The 17,982-nt window shown below is 70.2% G+C and carries 15 protein-coding genes and 1 pseudogene; 11 read left to right on the top strand and 5 right to left on the bottom strand.

The features are described 5' to 3' along the window. Window positions 1–7 precede the first annotated feature (7 nt). Window positions 8–358, top strand: a complete 351-nt coding sequence (locus ACZ7L5_RS18990) for a PRC-barrel domain-containing protein (protein WP_471518130.1) — start codon at window positions 8–10, stop codon at window positions 356–358. 461 nt (window positions 359–819) lie between these two features. On the opposite strand, the gene ACZ7L5_RS18985 is transcribed toward ACZ7L5_RS18990, so the two are convergent. The 3 genes from ACZ7L5_RS18985 to ACZ7L5_RS18975 form a co-directional block, all read right to left on the bottom strand. Next, the gene (locus ACZ7L5_RS18985; RefSeq protein WP_471517967.1) at window positions 820–3,201 is read right to left on the bottom strand and encodes a phosphoketolase family protein; all 2,382 of its coding nucleotides are present in this window, start codon (window positions 3,199–3,201) and stop codon (window positions 820–822) included. A 96-nt stretch (window positions 3,202–3,297) separates the two neighbouring features. Then, window positions 3,298–3,567 (bottom strand): hypothetical protein, encoded by a 270-nt coding sequence (locus ACZ7L5_RS18980; protein ID WP_471517966.1) that lies wholly within the window; start codon window positions 3,565–3,567, stop codon window positions 3,298–3,300. A 223-nt stretch (window positions 3,568–3,790) separates the two neighbouring features. After that, window positions 3,791–4,720 (bottom strand): ADP-ribosylglycohydrolase family protein, encoded by a 930-nt coding sequence (locus ACZ7L5_RS18975; RefSeq protein WP_471517964.1) that lies wholly within the window; start codon window positions 4,718–4,720, stop codon window positions 3,791–3,793. A gap of 489 nt (window positions 4,721–5,209) precedes the next feature. On the opposite strand from ACZ7L5_RS18975, the gene ltnD reads away from it, so the two are divergent. From ltnD to ACZ7L5_RS18940, 7 genes are read left to right on the top strand one after another with little or no spacing between them, the layout of a single operon-like run. Further along, a complete protein-coding gene (gene ltnD, locus ACZ7L5_RS18970) occupies window positions 5,210–6,169 on the top strand; it encodes an L-threonate dehydrogenase (RefSeq protein ID WP_471517962.1) in 960 nt (319 codons plus the stop codon). Between the two features lies 1 nt (window position 6,170). After that, entirely contained in the window at window positions 6,171–7,454 is a 1,284-nt protein-coding gene (otnK, locus tag ACZ7L5_RS18965) for a 3-oxo-tetronate kinase (protein ID WP_471517960.1), read from the top strand. Next, window positions 7,451–8,143, top strand: coding sequence for a class II aldolase/adducin family protein (locus ACZ7L5_RS18960; protein ID WP_471517959.1), 693 nt, complete (start codon window positions 7,451–7,453; stop codon window positions 8,141–8,143). Before otnK ends, ACZ7L5_RS18960 begins: the two co-directional genes overlap by 4 nt. 53 nt (window positions 8,144–8,196) lie before the next feature. Further along, a complete protein-coding gene (locus tag ACZ7L5_RS18955; protein ID WP_471517958.1) occupies window positions 8,197–9,507 on the top strand; it encodes an MFS transporter in 1,311 nt (436 codons plus the stop codon). A gap of 44 nt (window positions 9,508–9,551) precedes the next feature. After that, window positions 9,552–10,364 (top strand): 2-oxo-tetronate isomerase, encoded by an 813-nt coding sequence (otnI, locus tag ACZ7L5_RS18950; protein ID WP_471517957.1) that lies wholly within the window; start codon window positions 9,552–9,554, stop codon window positions 10,362–10,364. After that, window positions 10,361–11,407, top strand: coding sequence for a D-erythronate dehydrogenase (denD, locus tag ACZ7L5_RS18945; RefSeq protein WP_471517956.1), 1,047 nt, complete (start codon window positions 10,361–10,363; stop codon window positions 11,405–11,407). The genes otnI and denD overlap by 4 nt, the downstream gene beginning before the upstream one ends. 5 nt (window positions 11,408–11,412) lie before the next feature. Further along, window positions 11,413–12,165, top strand: coding sequence for a FadR/GntR family transcriptional regulator (locus ACZ7L5_RS18940; protein WP_471517954.1), 753 nt, complete (start codon window positions 11,413–11,415; stop codon window positions 12,163–12,165). A gap of 40 nt (window positions 12,166–12,205) precedes the next feature. On the opposite strand, the gene ACZ7L5_RS18935 is transcribed toward ACZ7L5_RS18940, so the two are convergent. Continuing rightward, complete coding sequence (locus ACZ7L5_RS18935; protein ID WP_471517952.1) at window positions 12,206–13,075, bottom strand: MBL fold metallo-hydrolase; 870 nt, start codon at window positions 13,073–13,075, stop codon at window positions 12,206–12,208. A gap of 364 nt (window positions 13,076–13,439) precedes the next feature. Continuing rightward, complete coding sequence (locus tag ACZ7L5_RS18930; RefSeq protein ID WP_471517950.1) at window positions 13,440–13,727, bottom strand: aldehyde dehydrogenase family protein; 288 nt, start codon at window positions 13,725–13,727, stop codon at window positions 13,440–13,442. Between the two features lie 270 nt (window positions 13,728–13,997). Between ACZ7L5_RS18930 and ACZ7L5_RS18925 the strand changes: the two are divergent. From ACZ7L5_RS18925 to ACZ7L5_RS18915, 3 genes and pseudogenes are all read left to right on the top strand, one after another. Continuing rightward, window positions 13,998–14,552, top strand: a pseudogene (locus ACZ7L5_RS18925) (STAS domain-containing protein); the annotation flags it as partial. Between the two features lie 406 nt (window positions 14,553–14,958). Continuing rightward, entirely contained in the window at window positions 14,959–15,741 is a 783-nt protein-coding gene (locus ACZ7L5_RS18920) for an alpha/beta fold hydrolase (RefSeq protein ID WP_471518129.1), read from the top strand. A gap of 514 nt (window positions 15,742–16,255) precedes the next feature. Then, window positions 16,256–17,929, top strand: a complete 1,674-nt coding sequence (locus ACZ7L5_RS18915; RefSeq protein WP_471517948.1) for a TlrC/CarA/OleB/SrmB family ABC-F type ribosomal protection protein — start codon at window positions 16,256–16,258, stop codon at window positions 17,927–17,929. Window positions 17,930–17,982: the final 53 nt, after the last annotated feature.

Genomic DNA, 17,982 nt, shown 5'->3' with positions numbered 1-17,982 from the left:
TGGATTCGTGAGTGCGGACATGTGGGGCTATCAGCCCACGGCTGGTCATACGGCGGGCAGCAGCCTGATCGGCTACAAGGTCGAAGCGACTGACGGGAGCATCGGCAAGGTCGACAAGCACTCCGACGACGTCGGCGCCTCCCACCTCGTGGTCGACACGGGGGTGTGGATCTTCGGTAAGCATGTCCTTGTCCCGGCCGGCCTCGTCAGCGACATCGACACGGCCGCCGAGACGATCTTCGTCGACCGGACCAAAGAGCAGATCAAGAACGCTCCCGAGTTCGACAAGGACAAGCACGCTGAGGATGCGGGCTATCACGAGCAGCTCGGCGGTTACTACGGCAGCCACCGGGCCTGAGCCCTGAGTGGGTGCGGGCGTGAGGACAGCGCCCGCACCCTGGCCGACAACCAAACCGGTCCAGGCGGCGGGACACGGGGCGCGAGCTCCGGATGAGCCACCGGCGTGCTGACCACGCTGGGCCGCGTAACCGCGTATGGCGGCTTCACGGTGCTCCTAGCGGTCTCAGCACACCAGGATCGGACTCAGCCAGGTCGCCGAAGACGTCCTTCAAGTACGCCCAAAGGCCCGCACCGCCCGAGGTGCTGGTCGGCGAGGCCGCATGCGGCCCTCCTCACGCCGTTGGCGAGCGGCAGGATTCCTGACCGGTTGCGCTGTCCTACTGGGGCCGGTGTCCGGCACGGGGCCCACTCGGCCCCTCTGTAAGGGCGATGCGGGCAGTTGCTGAGGGCCCGGCTCTCGCTGAGCACCGGGCCCTCAGCAACTGCCCGTGGGCGAACTCCGCCCAGGAGCAGGCCGATTCAGGCGTTCCAGGTCCATTCGGCGACCTCGGGCAGGTCGGTGCCGTGTTCGCGGATCCAGGCGTGGTGGCGGGTGCGGGCGTCGGCCATCGACTGGCGTACGGTGGCGGCACGGACGGCGAGGCCGGGGACGCGGTCGATGACGTCCATGACCAGGCGGTATCGGTCCAGGTCATTGCGGACAACCATGTCGAACGGCGTGGTCGTGGTACCGGACTCCTTGTAGCCACGTACGTGCAGGTTCGGGTGGCCGGACCGGCGGTAGGCGAGACGGTGGATCAGCCAAGGGTAGCCGTGGTAGGCGAAGATCACCGGCTTGTCGGTGGTGAACAGGCCGTCGTACTCGAACTCGGTCATGCCGTGCGGGTGCTCCTCGCGCGGCAGCAGCCGGGCCATGTCGACGACGTTGACCACGCGCACGGCGAGTTGGGGCAGGTGACGCCGGAGCAGTTGGGCGGCGGCCAGGACCTCCTGGGTGGGCACGTCGCCGGCGCAGGCGAGGACGACGTCCGGTTCGGCGCCGTTCTCCGTGCCGGCCCAGTCCCAGATGCCGGCGCCGCGGGCGCAGTGGGCGCGGGCGGCGTCCATGGACAGCCAGTCGAAGCAGGGCTGCTTACCGGCCACGACCACGTTGACGTAGTCGCGGCTGCGCAGCGCGTGGTCGGCGACGGACAGGAGGGTGTTGGCGTCCGGCGGCAGATACACCCGCACCACCTCGGGGCTCTTGTTGAGGACGTGGTCGACGAACCCGGGATCCTGGTGGGAGAAGCCGTTGTGGTCCTGCCGCCAGACATGTGAAGTCAGCAGGTAGTTGAGGGAGGCGATGGGGGCGCGCCACGGCAGCTCCCTCGAGGCCTTCAGCCACTTGATGTGTTGGTTGACCATCGAGTCGACGATGTGCACGAAGGCTTCGTAGCAGGAGAACAGTCCGTGCCGGCCGGTGAGGAGGTAGCCCTCCAGCCAGCCCTGGCAGAGGTGTTCGGAAAGGATCTCCATCACCCGGCCGTGACGGTCCAGGTGCTCGTCGACCGGAAGGGTCTGCGCCTGCCAGGCCTTGCCGCTGGCGTCGAAGACTGCCTGGAGCCGGTTGGAGGCGGTCTCGTCCGGGCCGACGACGCGGAAGTCGCGTCGGCGTGCGGTGTCCTTCATGACCTGCTCGAGGAGGTCGCCGAGGACTCGGGTCGGTTCGTGGAGGGTCGTTCCGGGCTTGTCGACGGGCACGGCGAAGGAGTCCAGCGGCCGGATGGGCAGGTCTCGTAGGAGGAGCCCACCGTTGGTGTACGCGGTGGCGCCCAGGCGCCTGGAACCGTCGGGAACGCAGGCGAGGACGTCGGCGACGGGTCGGCCGTCCGGGTGGAACAGTTCCTCGGGCCGGTACGAGCGGAGCCATGCCTCCAACTGCCGTAGATGCTCCGGGTTTTCCCGTACGCCGGCGAGCGGGACCTGGTGGGCACGCCAGGTTCCCTCCACCGGCAGGCCGTCGACCTCGGCAGGGCCGGTCCAGCCCTTCGGGGTGCGCAGGACGATCATCGGCCAGTGGACGCGTTCGCCGGCGTCGCCCTCGCGGGCGGACCGCTGCGTCAGGGCGATCCGGTCCAGTGCCTCGTCGAAGGCGTGGGCCATCGCCCGGTGGACGGCGGCGGGGTCGTCGCCGGTGACGTGGAGCGGCTCGTGGCCATATCCCCGAAGCAGCTGGTCGAGTTCGGCATCGGGGAGGCGGGACAGCACGGTCGGGTTGGCGATCTTGTAGCCGTTGAGGTGCAGAATCGGCAGGACCGCGCCGTCGTGGACCGGGTCGAGGAACTTGTTCGAGTGCCAGGAAGCGGCCAGTGGTCCGGTCTCCGCCTCGCCGTCGCCGATGACGCATGTGACGAGCAGGTCCGGGTTGTCGAAGGCGGCGCCGTAGGCGTGAGCGAGCGAATATCCGAGCTCGCCGCCTTCATGGATGGACCCCGGAACCTCCGGCGCCACATGGCTCGGCACACCCCCCGGGAAGGAGAACTGCCGGAACAGCAGCTCCATCCCCTGCGCGTCGCGCGACACGTCTGGGTAGATCTCGCTGTAGCTTCCGTCCAGCCACGAGCCGGCGAGTACGGACGGACCACCGTGCCCGGGGCCCCACACGCACAGCGCGTCGAGCCCGCGCGTCTTGATGACCCGGTTGAGGTGGGTGTACACGAGGTTGAGCCCGGGCGAGGTGCCCCAGTGGCCCAGCAGCCGGGGCTTGATGTGCTCCGGCTTCAGGGGCTCGGTCAGCAGCGGGTTCGACATCAGGTAGATCTGTCCCGCGGCAAGGTAGTTGGCGGCGCGCCAGTGGGCTTCGAGCGTAAGCAGTTCGTCGTCGGGCAGTGCGGTGGCGTTCTGGTGTTCCACCTTGGACATTGGGAACTCCGGAAGTCGTAGGTCGCAGGGCCGTGAAACTGGAAGGGTCAGCCGCAGGACGGCGACCCTGTCGAGCAGGGCGTCCTGCCCGAATGCTCACCCCCGCTTGGGCACGATGGCGACCGGACAGGCCGAGTGGTACAGCACTCCGTAGGCCACCCGGCCCAACTGAAGAACGAAGTGCCGGTGGTGACCCTCGGCGCCCACCACCAGGAGGCTGGGGGCACCGCGCGAGGAGTCCGCGACGTTCCAGGCGATGCCCTCGACCGCAGGCCGGTGAGTTTCGACATCGGCGGAGACGTCGCACGGCGCCTTTTCCAGTACCTCCACCGCTTCCAGTACCTCCACCGCCTGCTGCTCATGCATGCGGGCAGGTTCCCTGGCGAACACAAGGTGGTCGGTGGTCTCGTGTGAGAGTCACCGCCAGGCCCGTACCGCGTCCAGGCCCCCCGCCGCCGCGCCTTGGCTGCGGCGAAACACCCCGTCGGCGACCGCAGGTGCCCGTCGCCAGCCGGGTGGTGCTCCGGCTCTCCCGCACCAAGGCGCATTCAAGCTCCCTCGGGGAGCGTGAAGGTGGAGACCGATCGGTTCAGCCTCCGAGGCGGTGTGCAAGGCGGAGCAGATCTGTCAGGTGCAGCACCCGTCCGTCGGACCCTGGGAGGGGGACATGGAGCGGCTGGGTCCAGCGGGCGGGGATCGCATCCAGCCCGTAGTACGCCCCTGCGAGGCCGCCGGTCACCGCGGCGACGGTGTCCGTGTCACCACCGAGGTCGATCGCCGCACGTATCGCGTCCTCGAAGCCGGTGGTGGTGCGCAGAGCCCAGACGGCGGAGCCCAGGCAGGGCCAGACGGCACCGTTGAACTCGGTCGCCTGATCGGGGTGCCAGTCGGGCGCGAGGACCGTGGCGTAGCGGGCGCGGTGGTCAGGGTGGACGAGAGCCAGGATGTCGGGGAGCGCGGTGAGGGGGTCGGTGTCCTCGAACGTGACGCGGATGAGTTCGTGGAATATCGCGGTGCCTTCCCAGGCCGCGCGGTCACCGTGGGTGAGGGCAGCGATGCGGCGGGCCGCGTCCATGGTGGCTTCTTGGCCGGCGGGCGCGAAGTGGACCGCGGAGGTCGATGCCCGCATCAAGGAGCCGTTTCCCGCTGCTCGCTGGTTGACCTGGAAATGGATCGCGGCGGCGAGGTCCCACGGCATGCCGTTGGTGAGGACGTCTTCGGTCTGCAAACCGATGTCCTTGGGTTCTGATGCCGCCCACCGCTGGAAGCGGGCGAAGATGTCCGGCAGGTCCAGTCCGCCCCGCTCCAGCAGCGACTCCGCGACTAGGACGGCCATCTGCGTGTCATCAGTGGCCTCGCCGGGGTCCCAGCCACCCCCTCCGCACATCTCGCCACCAGCACCAGGCACGGGAAACCGCGCGGAGAACGCTCCCTGGGGACCGAACTCGAAGGGGCCGCCCAGGGCGTCACCCACCGCCGAGCCGACGACCGCGCCGGCGGCCCGCTGAATCCACTTCATTCGCGCACGTTATCTGCGCCGCACCGACGGCCGCGCGGCGCTATTCCTTCTTCGGTTTCCCGAACCAGCGACGGCTAATGCGTCGTGCTTGCGTCGTCCTACGGAGGTGACTGCGGGGACGCAGAGCCGGGGTTCACGGATCCGTGCGGCTCAGCCCCGACTGATCGACGGCCGCCGCGGAACGACGGCGGCGAGCCGTCGAGCCCGCAGTGAGGTTCACGCGGGTCCCCGTCGAGGTTTGTGTCCCCGTACGGACGGTCCACCTGGTGCGCCGTCGTCGACGAGGCAAAGGCTGCCGTACCCGCCCCGCCTCAGGACCCCGACCGCGATCCCGCACTCATGTGACTGGCATCACAGTAGGCAGGGAGTCCATCCTCAGGTCATCATATGACCCGATCGCCGCATGACCGGGGCGAGCGACCAGGGTCGCGCGCGGTACGAGACCGGCCGCGCCCCGTGAGAGAGCCGCACAGCAGGACGAGGATGGGCATGAACGACCAGCAGACGCCGGACAGGCCGGCACCGACGCGCGTGGGCGTGGTGGGGCTCGGGGCCATGGGTCTCGGCATGGCACGCAGCCTCCGCGGCGCGGGACACGAGGTGGGGGTCCACGACCTCCGACCGCAGGTGGGCGCGGACTTCGCCCGGGACGGCGGCACCGCGTACGCCTCCCCCGCCGCCCTCGCCGCCGAGACGGAGGTCCTCGTCGGCGTCGTGGTCAACGCCGCACAGGTCGAGGCCGTGCTGTTCGGCCCCGAAGGCGCCGCCGACCGACTCCGCCCGGGTGCCGTCTACGTGATGTGCTCAACGGTCGACCCCGGCTGGTCCGCCGAGTTGGAGGCGCGGCTGGCCGCGAAGGGCGTGCTGTACTTGGACGCCCCCATCTCCGGCGGCGCCGTCCGCGCGGCCGCCGGTGAGCTCACGATGATGACCTCCGGCTCCCCCGCCGCGTACGCACTCGCCGACCCGTTCCTGGAGGCCATGAGCAGCACGGTCTACCGGCTCGGCGAGCGGGCCGGGCTCGGCTCCAAGGTCAAGATCGTGAACCAGCTCCTCGCGGGCGTGCACATCGCGGCGGCGGCCGAGGCGATGGCCCTCGGCATCAAGGCCGGGGTCCCGGCCGAAGCCTTGTACGAGGTCATCACGCACAGCGCGGGCAACTCCTGGATGTTCGAGAACCGCATGGCGCATGTGCTCGCCGGGGACTACACGCCGCTGTCCGCAGTCGACATCTTCGTCAAGGACCTCGGGCTGGTGCTCGACGCCGCGCGGCCCGACAGGTTCCCGCTCCCCCTCGCCTCCGCCGCGCACCAGATGTTCCTGCACGCCTCGGCTTCCGGGCTCGGCGGCGAGGACGACAGCGCGGTGATCAAGATCTTCCCGGGCGTGGACCTGCCGAAGCGGGCCGGCCTCCCGGATCCGACGGACCTGCCCAAGGCGGAGGGCTGACATGGGAATCCGACTCGGCTGCCTCGCCGACGACTTCACCGGCGCCACCGACCTCGCGAACAACCTCGTGCGTGCGGGCATGCGCGTCGTCCAGCTGATCGACGTACCGGAGGACCGGATCGACGGGCAGGCCATCGACGCCGACGCCGTCGTCATCGCCCTCAAGTCGCGGACGACCCCCACGTCCGACGCCGTCGACGCCTCACTCCGGGCCCTCGCCTGGCTGCGGTCCGCCGGCGCCGAGCAGATCTACTTCAAGTACTGCTCCACCTTCGACTCCACCCCCGCGGGCAACATCGGCCCGGTCACCGAGGCGCTGATGGACGCCCTGGGCGCGGACTTCACGATCGCCACTCCGGCGTTCCCCGACAACGGCCGCACTGTCTTCAAGGGTCACCTCTTCGTCGGTGACGTGCTGCTCAGCGACAGTGGGATGCGGCACCATCCGCTCACGCCGATGACCGATTCCAACCTCGTGTCCGTACTGCGGGCGCAGACCGGGCGGCCCGTCGGTCTCGTCGACCACACCGTCGTCGCGGGCGGCGGCGATGCCGTCCGGACCCGGTTCGACGAGTTGCGCAAGGAGGGTGCCGGGGTCGCGATCGTCGACGCCGTGTCCAACGACGACCTCGTGCGGCTGGGCGAGGCCGTACGGGACCTTCCGCTCGTGACAGCCGGTTCCGGACTCGCGATCGGGCTGCCCGCGAACTGGGGCTTCGAGCCGTCCGCCGCGGCCGCACAACTGCCGCCGGCCGACGGGCATGCCGCCGTCGTCTCCGGCTCGGTGTCCGACACCACGAACGGGCAGGTGCTGGAGTTCCTGCGCACCGGACGGCCCGCCTACAGCGTGGACCCGCTGCGGATCGCGGCCGGTGAGGACGTGGCCGGGCAGGCGCTCGCCTTCGCCGACGCGCACCTCGCGGACGGGCCGGTCCTCGTCCACTCCACCGAGGCACCCGACGCGGTACGGGCCGTCCAAGGCCGGCTCGGTGCCGCCGAGGCCGGTGAGCTGGTGGAGCGGACACTGGCCCGCGTGGCGCGGGGACTCGTGGACCGCGGGGTCCGCCGGCTCGTCGTCGCGGGCGGCGAGACCTCGGGCGCCGTCGTCCAGGCGCTCGGCATCACCCGGCTCCGTATCGGACCCCAGATCGCACCCGGAGTGCCGTGGTGCGCGGCAACGCTGCCCGGCGGAGACACCCTCCACATCACCCTCAAATCCGGCAACTTCGGCGGCCCCGACTTCTTCACGGACTCGCTGGCCCTCCTGGACGGGGAGGCGTCGTGACCACCGACGTGACCACGGACACCACACCGGACACCGCCGTGGACGCCGCGCGCCGCGAGATCGTCCGGGTCGGCACCAGCCTGTTCGCCCGGGGATATGTGCACGCCAGCGCCGGAAACATCAGCGCGCGGGTCGGCGACAGCCACCTGATCACGCCCACCGACGCCGCCCTCGGCTTCCTCGACCCCGACCGGCTCGCGCTGGTCGACGCCTCCGGTGAGCAGGTGGCCGGCGACCGCGCCAGCAAGACCCTCGCGCTGCACCGGCGCATCTACGAGGCCGACCCCGCGGCCCGGTTCGTCATCCACACCCACTCCACGCACCTGGTCGGGCTCACCCTGGCCGGTGTGTGGCACCAGGACGACGTGCTCCCGCCCATCACGCCGTACTACGTGATGAAGGTGGGGCACGTTCCGCTCGTCCCCTACCACCGGCCCGGCGATCCGCGCGTGACCGACCTGGTGACCGCCCGGATCGCCGACCGGGCGGCGGGCGGCACTCCGATCCGGGCCGTGCTGCTGGAACGTCTGGGCCCCGTCGTCTGGGGTCCCGACCCGGCCACCGCCCTCGCCGTCCTCGAGGAACTCGAGGAGACGGCCCGTCTCTGGCTCCTGACCGATCGTCGCCCTGAGCCACTCCCCCGTCACGCGATCGACGAACTGAGGTCCACGTTCCGAGCAGCGTGGTGACCAGCCCCCACCCCGTCAGAGAATCCCCTGAGCCGCTTACGAAGGATTGCTCCATGTCCCTGTCTGCGACGACGGACGAGGCCACCCCCGACCTCGCCCGTGAGAACGCCGTCTTCCGCAAGGTCGTACGACGCATCGTCCCCTTTCTGATCCTCTGCTACGTCTTCTCGTACCTGGACCGCGTCAACGTCGGCTTCGCCAAGCTGCAGATGTCGGACGACCTGGGGTTCAGCGAGGCCGCGTACGGCTTGGGCGCCGGTCTGTTCTTCATCGGCTACTTCCTCTTCGAGGTGCCGTCGAACCTGATGCTGCAGCGGATCGGCGCCCGTACCTGGATCGCCCGGATCATGATCACCTGGGGCCTGGTCTCGGCGTCGTTCATGTTCGTCAACAGCGAGACCACGTTCTACGTGCTCCGGTTCCTCCTCGGTGCCGCGGAAGCCGGCTTCTACCCGGGCGTGATCCTCTACTGCACCTACTGGTTCCCCTCGCACCGGCGGGCCCGGGTGATCGCGCTGTTCATGTCCGCGATCCCGGTCGCCGGCATCTTCGGCAACCCGCTCTCCGGCTGGATCATGGACCGTTTCCAGGGCGTGAACGGCTGGCAGGGCTGGCAGTGGATGTTCCTGCTGGAGGCCATCCCGGCGCTGATCATCGGTGTGGCGACGCTCTTCTACCTCGACAACGGAGTGCGCGACGCGAAGTGGCTCAGCGACGAGGAGAAAGGCATCGTCGAGCGGGCGATCGCCGAGGACACCGCGCACCAGACCGTGCACGGCAAGGTATGGGGCGCCTTCCGCGAGCCCAAGGTGTGGCTGATGTGCCTCATCTACTTCTGCTTCGTGATGGGCCAGTACGCCCTGACCTTCTGGATGCCCACCTTCGTCCAGTCCACCGGCATCGAGGGCAGCCTCGCGATCGGTGTGCTGAGCGCCGTGCCGTTCCTTGCCGCACTCGTCGCGATGAACGTGTTCGGACGGTCCGCGGACAAGCTCCGTGAGCGCCGCTGGCACCTGGTGATCCCGTCGCTGATGGGCGCCGTCGGCTTCTCGCTCGCGGCGAGCTGGTCCGGGTCGACCGCACTGTCCCTGGCCGCGCTGTCCTTCGCCGCGGCCGGTGTGCTGACCTGTGCCCCACTGTTCTGGTCGCTGCCGACCGCGTTCCTGGGCGGCACCGCCGCGGCGGCCGGTCTCGCCGTCATCAACTCGGTGGGCAACCTGGCCGGCTTCGTCAGCCCCTACATGATCGGCGCGCTCAAGGACGCGACCGGTTCGACCGAGCTCCCGATGTACGTGCTGGCGCTCAGCCTCGTCGTCGGCGCGGGCGCGGTCCTCACCACGAAGAAGCAGATCGTCAACCGCTAGCCGGGCCGGATCGTCAACCACCGGCCCGACCGAGGAGCCACACCATGCCGAGGTTCGCCGCGAACCTGTCGATGATGTACACCGAGCACGATTTCCCCGACCGTTTCGCCGCGGCCTCGGCGGACGGCTTCGAGGCCGTCGAGTACCTCTTCCCGTACGCCTACGAGGCCGCCGAACTGCGCCGGCTGCTCGACGAGAACGGCCTGCGCCAGGTCCTGTTCAACGCACCGCCCGGCGCCTGGGACTCCGGCGAGCGCGGTACCGCGGCGCTGCCCGGGCGCGAGGCCGAGACCCGCTCCGGGATCGAACGGGCCCTGGAGTACGCGGCGGCCCTCGGCAGCCCCCGGGTGCACGTGATGGCCGGACTGGTCGGGCCCGACGCCGTGTCCGCGGCCCGGGACACGTACCTGGCCAATCTCACCTGGGCCGCCGAGAAGGCCGCCGCGGTCGGCGTCGACATCCTGATCGAGCCGATCAACCACCGTGACATGCCCGGCTACTTCCTGAGCCGGCAGTCCGAGGCGCACGCCGTGGTCCACTCGGTGGGCGCGCCGAATCTCAAGGTGCAGCTCGACCTCTACCACTGCCAGATCGTCGAGGGTGACCTCACCACGACCCTGCGCCGGGACCTGCCGACCGGCCGGGTCGGCCATCTGCAGATCGCGGGCGTGCCCGACCGCCATGAGCCCGACCAGGGCGAACTCGCCATCGGCCATCTGTTCTCCGTCATCGACGAGCTGGGCTTCGACGGCTGGATCGGCTGCGAGTACCGCCCCCGCGCCGGTACGAGCGAAGGGCTCGCCTGGCTGAAGAACAACCTGCACGTCCGAGGATTCCGAGGAGAAGAAACCGCATGAGGATCGTCATCACAGGTGGCTTCGGCTTCCTGGGCCGCCGGGTCGCCGCCGCACTGCTGGAGCGCCGGACGTTCCGCGGCGCGCCCGTCGACCGGCTCGTCCTCGCCGACCGGTTCGTCCCGCTGGAGGCACCCGAAGCGGCCGATCCGCTGGTCGACATCGTGCAGGGCGATCTGGCCGACCGGATCGGTGAGGTGTTCGCGGAGCCGGTGGACGTGCTGATCCATCTCGCCTCCGCGGTCTCGGCCGAGTGCGAGGCCGACTTCGACCTCGGGATGGGCGCCAACCTGGACACGACCAGGGCGCTGCTCGACGCCGCGCGGGCGCAGTCGGCCGCCGGCGGGCCGACGGTACGCGTCGTGTTCTCCAGCAGCGTCGCGGTGTACGGCTCCGACCCGACGCTGCCGCTGCCGCCGGTGGTCAGCGAGGCGACGCTGCCGAGCCCACGGTCGAGCTACGGGACGCAGAAGCTGGTCTGCGAGCAACTCGTCGCCGAGTACACGCGGCGCGGTTTCCTCGACGGGCGGGTGGCCCGGCTGATGACCGTGTCGGTGCGGCCGGGCAAGCCGAACGCGGCCGCCTCCGGCTTCCTGTCCGGGATCGTCCGCGAACCGCTGGCGGGCCTGCCGGCGACCTGCCCGGTCGATCCCGCCCTGCGGGTGGCCCTGGCCTCGCCGCAACGCACCGTCGAGGGCATCCTGCGCATCGCCGAGGCCGAGCGGGGCTCCGGTCCGGGCCGGATCGACGGCGGGCTGCCGGTCAACCTGCCGGCGCTCACCGTGTCCGTCGCCGACATACTGGCCACAGTGCGGCGCGTCGCCGGGGACTCCGTCGCCGACCTGGTGACGATCTCACCCGACCCGGCGGTCGAGGCCATCGTGGGCTCATGGCCCGCCGAGTTCGACAACGCCCGCGCCGCCGCCCTCGGCCTGGAGCCCGACCCGAGCTTCGAGTCGGTGGTACGCGACTACATCGAGGCGCACCCGGAGGCGGTCGTCGAGCCGCTCGCGGCGAGTTCGACTGGACCCGCGCCGATAGACTGAACACCATGTTTTCCAAGGTGAGCGGTCCCGTCCGGCTCGCGGATCAGGTCGCCGCGATCCTCGCGGAGGAAATCGAGTCCGGACGGCTGGCCCAGGGCGACAAGCTGCCGACGGAAGTCGAGCTGGTCAAGCAGCTCGGCGTCAGCCGTACGGTGGTGCGCGAGGCCGTGTCCCGGCTCCGCAACGCCGGCCTGGTCGAGCCGCGCCAGGGCCGCGGCGTGTTCATCCTGCCGCGCCGCACCCGGCCGCTCGACCTGGAGGCCGAGGCCGCCGACACCAAGTCCAAGGTCCTGCAGATCGTGGAAGTGCGGCGCGCGATGGAGGGCGAGGCCGCGTCCCTCGCGGCCACCCGCGCCACCGCCGCCGACCTCTCCCGCATGCGGGCGGCCCTGGACGCGATCGACGCGGCGGTCGCGGCCGGCGGTGACGGTGTGGAGGAGGACCTGGCCTTCCACCGATCCATCGCCGAGTCGACCGGCAACGCGGTCATGGTCTCGACCATGCGGTACCTGGGCGAGGTCATGCGCAGCGGCATCCGCGTCACCCGCGCCAACGAGGCCCGCCGCGGCGACTTCATCGAAGAGGTCCGCAAGGAACACCACGCCATCTTCGCGGCTATCGGCACCGGCGACCCGGACGCGGCCCGCGCCGCCGCGCTGACCCACATGAAGCAGGCGGCCTCCCGGCTCCAGGACGCCGACGAACGGTTCTGGACAGAGACCGAGGAGCTGGCCGTGAACCTGGACGCCGCTCGCTGATCGGGTCAACGGCCGCTTGTCCGTGCGTCATGCGGCTCCATCACGCCGAGAGGAACGGCTCCGTCAAATGCGGCGTCGCCAGGTGGAGCGTGGTGGCGGTGTCGCGGCCGAGCATGCGCTCCCTCGAGTGCCTGGCCGCCTCAGGGTCGGCCTCGTGCGCGTAGGCGAGCTCGGGGTGGAGCAGCTGCAGCGCGTGCACCAGGAGGTCGCCGGTGACGAGCGCCAGCTCCCGCCCCTCGGCGACCAGCACGCTCTGGTGTCCGGGCGTGTGACCGGGCGTGGCGACCACGCGCCCGGCGCGCAGCGGTGCGTCCCCGTCGAGGAGCCGGAGCCGACCGGCGGCCGCGAGCGGGTCGGTGAGGGTCTCACGAAGCCGCGGGTTGAGCGCGTCGAGGGCGTCGAACTCGGCCCGCTGGAGCAGGTATTCGGCGTTCGGGAAATAAGGGCGGCGGCCGCTGGTCGCACCGCCGGTCGAAGCGTCGCCGTCCACCGCGCCGCCCGTCGATGGGACGGCCGCCTCGGTCACGACCGCCCACCCGACGTGGTCGGTGTGCAGATGTGTGAGCACCACGGTGTCGACTTCGGCCGGGTCGATGCCCGCGGCGGCGAGCGACTTGGGGAGCGCGCCGGGCACGGGCGCCCACGAGCCGGCCGGGCTGTCCGCCGGACCGATCCCGGCGTCCACGACGGTGAGGCCTTTGTCACCGCGAATCGCGTACGCGCGGAACTGGAGCCGCCAACGGCCCTCGGCGTCGACCGCGCCCGGGTCGTAGCGGTCGGCCTCGGCCCACTGAGCTGCCGTGGCCTCGGGGAAGGCCTCGGTGCGCGGGGAGAAGAACGGGCCCTCGGCGTCGGCGAGGGCGATGATCTCGGTCGAGCCGATCCAGAGGCGGGGAACGCGGAGGGACATGGCCGCGATCCTGCCACGCCTTCCACGCGGGTGGTGACTCGCCCCGTGCCGCGATGTTCTCGATGTGGGGCGAGCTGATCTCTCAGATGAACAGTGGGAAGTGCAGGGGTCGTTCATGCCTGTGGCGCTGTTGGGCAGGCCGTCGGTGTGCCAAGGGCGCCTACCGCCCCCTGATCGCCGACCGCCTCGACATCACCGGCGCCGGAGGTGATCGCCGAGCGGCCTTGGGCAGGCGTCCTCGCTGTGGGCGGGCTCGTGGGATGTGCTCACGATGCGGTTACGGAGAGCAGGTTGTTCAGGCCGAAGGGACTGATCAGGGGGTTGTTGACACTCCCGCACATCCAATGCTTTCCCAGCTCCCGTGTCAGCACCCGTGGTTGTGCAGGACGTGCTTGGTCCGCGAGTAGTCGTCCAAGGCGTAGATCGACAGATCGCGGCCGCAGCCGGAGCCCTTGAAGCCGCCCCGGGGGACCTCGCCGGCCAGTACCAGATGGGAGTTGGCCCACACGGTCCCGAAGTCGAGCCTCGCCGAGATGTCGTGACTGAGGAGGCGGGCGTTCTCCGTCCGCACCGTCGCCTGCAGGCCGACCGGGACGTCGTTGGCCCGTCGTACCGCCTCCTCCTCGTCGGCGTAGGCCTCGACCGTGATCAACGGGCCGACGATCTCCTCGCGGGCGACCTCGGTGCCTCGGAAACGTCGGTCAAGAGGGTCGGGGCGATGAAGGTTTGGTGGCCTTGCGCCGACCGCCCTCATCCACCACGAAGCGCCGGCCCTGCGCCGTCGAGAAGGGCCGCGGCCGGGGACGTCGCGGGTCTTGAGGTCCCACCAGCAGAACGTCGCGGGTCTTGAGGTCCCACCAGCAGAGACTGACAAGGTGGCTCCTTGTCGTCCGGATCCCGCGTATCGGGTGACCGGACGCCGCTGTGCATCGTCTTCGGGCCGGTCGTGTCCGCCATCCCCATGGCGGCCCTGGTCGCGGTGCTGGTGATGGTGTCGTTCGCGACGTTCGACTGGCATTCCATCGCCCCGAAGACGCTGAAGCGGATGCCGGCCGGGGAAATCGCCGTCATGGTCATCACCGTCACCTGCGTGGTCGCCACCGACAACCTCGCCATCGGCGTCGTCGTCGGCTCCGTCACCGCCATGGTCATCTTCGCCAAGCGCGTCGCCCACCTCTCGAACGTCACAGCGGTCACCGACCCCGACGGCAGCAGCGTGGTCTACTCCGTGACCGGCGAGCTGTTCTTCGCCTCCTCCAACGACCTCGTCCGCCAGTTCCACTACGCCACCGACCCCGAAAAGGTCGTCATCGATCTGAGCGCCGCCCACATCTGGGATGCCTCCTCCGTCGCCGCACTCGACGCGATCGAGACCAAGTACGCCCAGCGCGGCAAGGCCGTCGAGATCATCGGCCTGAACAAGCCGAGCGCCCAGATCCACGAAAGGCTCAGCGGCGAACTCGCCGGCAGCCACTGACCGACTGTCACGCCCACGAGGGCCGCCGCGGACCCACCAGCGTCCACGGCGGCCCTCGCTGTGTCTGCTGCAGGGGTGTGAACAGAACACCTGAGGACCAGTCGATTCGGCGGCGGCGCCATACCTACTGCGCCAACCAGGTGGGTCGGCATGGGCTCTGAGCTGCTCGGACCCTCCGCTCGAGCCTCGCCCCACACAGCCTCCCCCAGAGAATGGGAAGTCAGTTGTCGATGGCTCGGGAAAGCGCCCGTTTCCGGACGGGTGTCGTTGATGAGGTCGGGAGGCACGGGACGTCTTGCCAGGTCGGCATCGGCCGCGGTCCTGGTGAAAGGTGCCGTGCACGCTGCAGAAGAGGAGACCAAGGGTGAACTGGACACTTGGCGAGGAATTCGAGACGCCTGAAGGGATGGTGCGGTGGGGCGTCCTCGGCAGCGGGGATCCGGTCGTGCTGGTGCACGGCACCCCGTATTCCTCCTTTCTTTGGCGGGACATCGCTCCAGCGCTCGCCCGTACTCGCACGGTCTTCGTCTTCGACCATCTCGGCTTCGGCCAGTCGGACCAGCGCGAGGGCCAGGACCTCAGCCTTGCGGCTCACGCGAGGAACTTCGCAGGGCTCCTCGACCACTGGGAGCTGTCCCACCCGAGCGTCGTCGCCCACGACATCGGCGGGGCCGTGGCACTGCGGACACTGCTGCTGGAGGAGAGGAGTTACCGGGACCTGACCCTCTTCGACGCAGTGAGCGGCGGTGACTGGGAGCGAGGACTCTTCCAACTCGTCCTGGAGCACGCGGATGTCTTCCAGCAGCTTCCGGTCTACGCGCACGAAGCGCTCGTCGCCAGCCATATGCGGCACGCGACGCACATCGGCTTCCGGCCGGAAGTGCTTGAAACGTTCCTCGCACCGTGGCGGGGGGCCGCAGGGCAGGCCGCGTTCTACCGCCAGTACAGCCAGATCAGGCAGGCGGACACCGCCGCGTACGAGCACCTGCTGGGTGGCATGTCGCTTCCGGTACGCCTCCTCTGGGGTCGCGAGGACCGCATCCTCCCCCCGAAGTACGCCGAATGGCTGCACCAGCGCATCCCACACGCCGAGCTGCACTGGATCGAGGGCGCGGGCCACCTTCTCCAGGAAGACGCGCCGGGGCAGCTGTCGGCCCATCTCACCGCCGGGTTCCCCACAGACAGGTGAGGAGGGCCGGCGGAACGGATCCCCGGACAGGAACCACTGCGGTCCGGGTCGTCGAGTCGTACGGCTTCCTTCCACACGCGCCAGAGCCGCCGGACCGGGCAGGTCGCGGGGCGGCTGCCGCGGCGGCTGCGCACATACGGTGGAGGAGGTCTTGGACACCCGGATGACGACGACCGGGCCCTCCGCGGCCTCGGTGATCCTCCGCTTACGTCCGGGCCCACCAGATGCTCCGGCCGTGCAACCCCGAGCAGTTGAAACGCCGCAGCCGGCGCAGCGCCATGACCAGCACCCGCCTCCGTAAGGCGGCACCACAACGGTGACACCTCCCTACGTGACGATACGTATCGTCTTGCCAAACCCTCCGCTATGTCGTACCGTCCTCCGCATGGGTTCCCTGTGAGAAAGCCGGCGCCGACGGCGTAGAGCACCGCTCCGCCATCGCCGCGCCCCACCGTGCCCTCTCATCCACCCGACCCGGCCCGGGGCGAAGCCCGCGGCCAGGAGGGACCCACTCATGCACTGCTCACAACTCACCCTTCACCACGTCACCAAGCGCTATCCCGGCCGCACCGTCCTCGACCAGGTCTCTTTCGCCTTGAAGCCGGGCGAGAAGGTCGGGCTCATCGGTGACAACGGCTCCGGCAAGTCCACCCTTCTGCGGCTCATCGCAGGCCAGGAACGCCCGGACAGCGGCGAGTTGACCGTGACCGCCGCCGATGGCATCGGCTACCTGCCGCAGACCATCCCCCTGCCCCCGACCGCCACCGTGCAGGACGCCGTCGACCTGGCACTCGCGGATCTGCGCGCATTGGAGACCGAGCTGCGCCGATGCGAGCAGGCGCTCGGCGCAGGCGCGGACCCGACGGCGCTCGCTACGTACGCCGCCCTCCTCGAACGCTTCGAGGCGCGCGAGGGCTACGACGCCGACCACCGCGTCGACCTCGCCCTGCACCATCTCGGCCTGCCCGCGCTCCCCCGCGACCGGCGACTCGGCACCCTCTCCGGCGGGGAACGCTCCCGACTGGCCCTGGCAGCCGTTCTCGCGGGCCGTCCGGAGCTGCTGCTCCTGGACGAGCCGACGAACGACCTGGACGACCATGCCGTGGAGTGGCTGGAGGCGCAGCTGCGGGCACACCGCGGCACGGTGCTCGCGGTCACCCACGACCGCGTCTTCCTGGAGCGCCTGACCTCGACGGTCCTGGAGGCCGAGGCGGGAAGGGTCACGCGGTACGGAGACGGCTACGCCGGCTACCGCACCTCCAAGGCCGCGGAACGCCGCAACCGGCTCCAGGAGTACCAGGAGTGGCGGGCCGAACTGGCCCGCAACGAGCGGCTGGCGGCCGGCCATGCGGTCCGCCTCGACGGCATCCCGCGCAAGGCACCGCTGGCCAACTTCGGCCACGGCGGCTTCCGGGCCCGCGGCCGGGCGCACGGCGCGATGGCCCGTATCCGCAACGCGCGCGAGCGGGTCGGCCGGCTGACGGCCAACCCGGTGGCGCCGCCACCGCAGCCGCTGACCTTCACCGCGCGCATCGGGACGGCGGGGGACGGTACGGATACGCCAGCGGCGGAGCTCCCCTCCGTGCAGCTGTCGGACATACGCGTTGGACACCGCCTTCACCTGGACTCACTCAGTCTCGGCCCTTCCGGCCGGCTACTGGTCACCGGCCCCAACGGCGCGGGCAAGACCACGCTGCTGAAGTTGCTCGCAGGTGAGTTGCCGCCCGACGAGGGCTCGGTGCGGGTGCCGGGCCGGGTGGGCCATCTGCGCCAGGACGAGACGCCATGGCCGTCGGACCTGACGGTGGCGGAGGCATTCGCGCTGGGCCGTGTGGTCTCCGTCGACGAGCACGCGGACGCCCTGCTGGCCCTCGGCCTCTTCCGCCCGGTGGAACTCCGTCTCCGCATCGGCGAATTGTCGTACGGCCAGCGCCGCCGCGTGGAACTGGCACGGCTTGTCTCCGAGCCCACCGACCTCCTGCTGCTCGACGAGCCGACGAACCATCTCTCCCCCGCGCTGGTCGAAGAACTGCAGGCCGCGCTGGCCCATTACCCGGGTGCCATCGTCCTGGTCACGCATGACCGAGCACTGCGGGCACAGTTCCGGGGCGAACACCTGCACTTGCCGGACAGGGCCAAGGTCGGCCAGGGATGCCCCGCCGTTGATCCGTACTCCCGAGCGAGGTGATCCCTCGATGGTGAGTTCTTCTGCTGTCGCGCCCGGTCTGACCGATGCTCAAA

The sequence above is a fragment of the Streptomyces sp. NPDC107528 genome, assembly GCF_055639295.1.
This window is presented reverse-complemented; position numbering and strand designations above follow the sequence as displayed.

Coding starts and splice junctions, on each gene's coding strand:
- ACZ7L5_RS18985 (WP_471517967.1), bottom strand. CDS start 3,201: ATGTCCAAGGTGGAACACCAGAACGCCACCGCACTGCCCGACGACGAA.
- ACZ7L5_RS18980 (WP_471517966.1), bottom strand. CDS start 3,567: ATGCATGAGCAGCAGGCGGTGGAGGTACTGGAAGCGGTGGAGGTACTG.
- ACZ7L5_RS18975 (WP_471517964.1), bottom strand. CDS start 4,720: ATGAAGTGGATTCAGCGGGCCGCCGGCGCGGTCGTCGGCTCGGCGGTG.
- ltnD (WP_471517962.1), top strand. CDS start 5,210: ATGAACGACCAGCAGACGCCGGACAGGCCGGCACCGACGCGCGTGGGC.
- otnK (WP_471517960.1), top strand. CDS start 6,171: ATGGGAATCCGACTCGGCTGCCTCGCCGACGACTTCACCGGCGCCACC.
- ACZ7L5_RS18955 (WP_471517958.1), top strand. CDS start 8,197: ATGTCCCTGTCTGCGACGACGGACGAGGCCACCCCCGACCTCGCCCGT.
- otnI (WP_471517957.1), top strand. CDS start 9,552: ATGCCGAGGTTCGCCGCGAACCTGTCGATGATGTACACCGAGCACGAT.
- denD (WP_471517956.1), top strand. CDS start 10,361: ATGAGGATCGTCATCACAGGTGGCTTCGGCTTCCTGGGCCGCCGGGTC.
- ACZ7L5_RS18940 (WP_471517954.1), top strand. CDS start 11,413: ATGTTTTCCAAGGTGAGCGGTCCCGTCCGGCTCGCGGATCAGGTCGCC.
- ACZ7L5_RS18935 (WP_471517952.1), bottom strand. CDS start 13,075: ATGTCCCTCCGCGTTCCCCGCCTCTGGATCGGCTCGACCGAGATCATC.
- ACZ7L5_RS18920 (WP_471518129.1), top strand. CDS start 14,959: ATGGTGCGGTGGGGCGTCCTCGGCAGCGGGGATCCGGTCGTGCTGGTG.
- ACZ7L5_RS18915 (WP_471517948.1), top strand. CDS start 16,256: ATGCACTGCTCACAACTCACCCTTCACCACGTCACCAAGCGCTATCCC.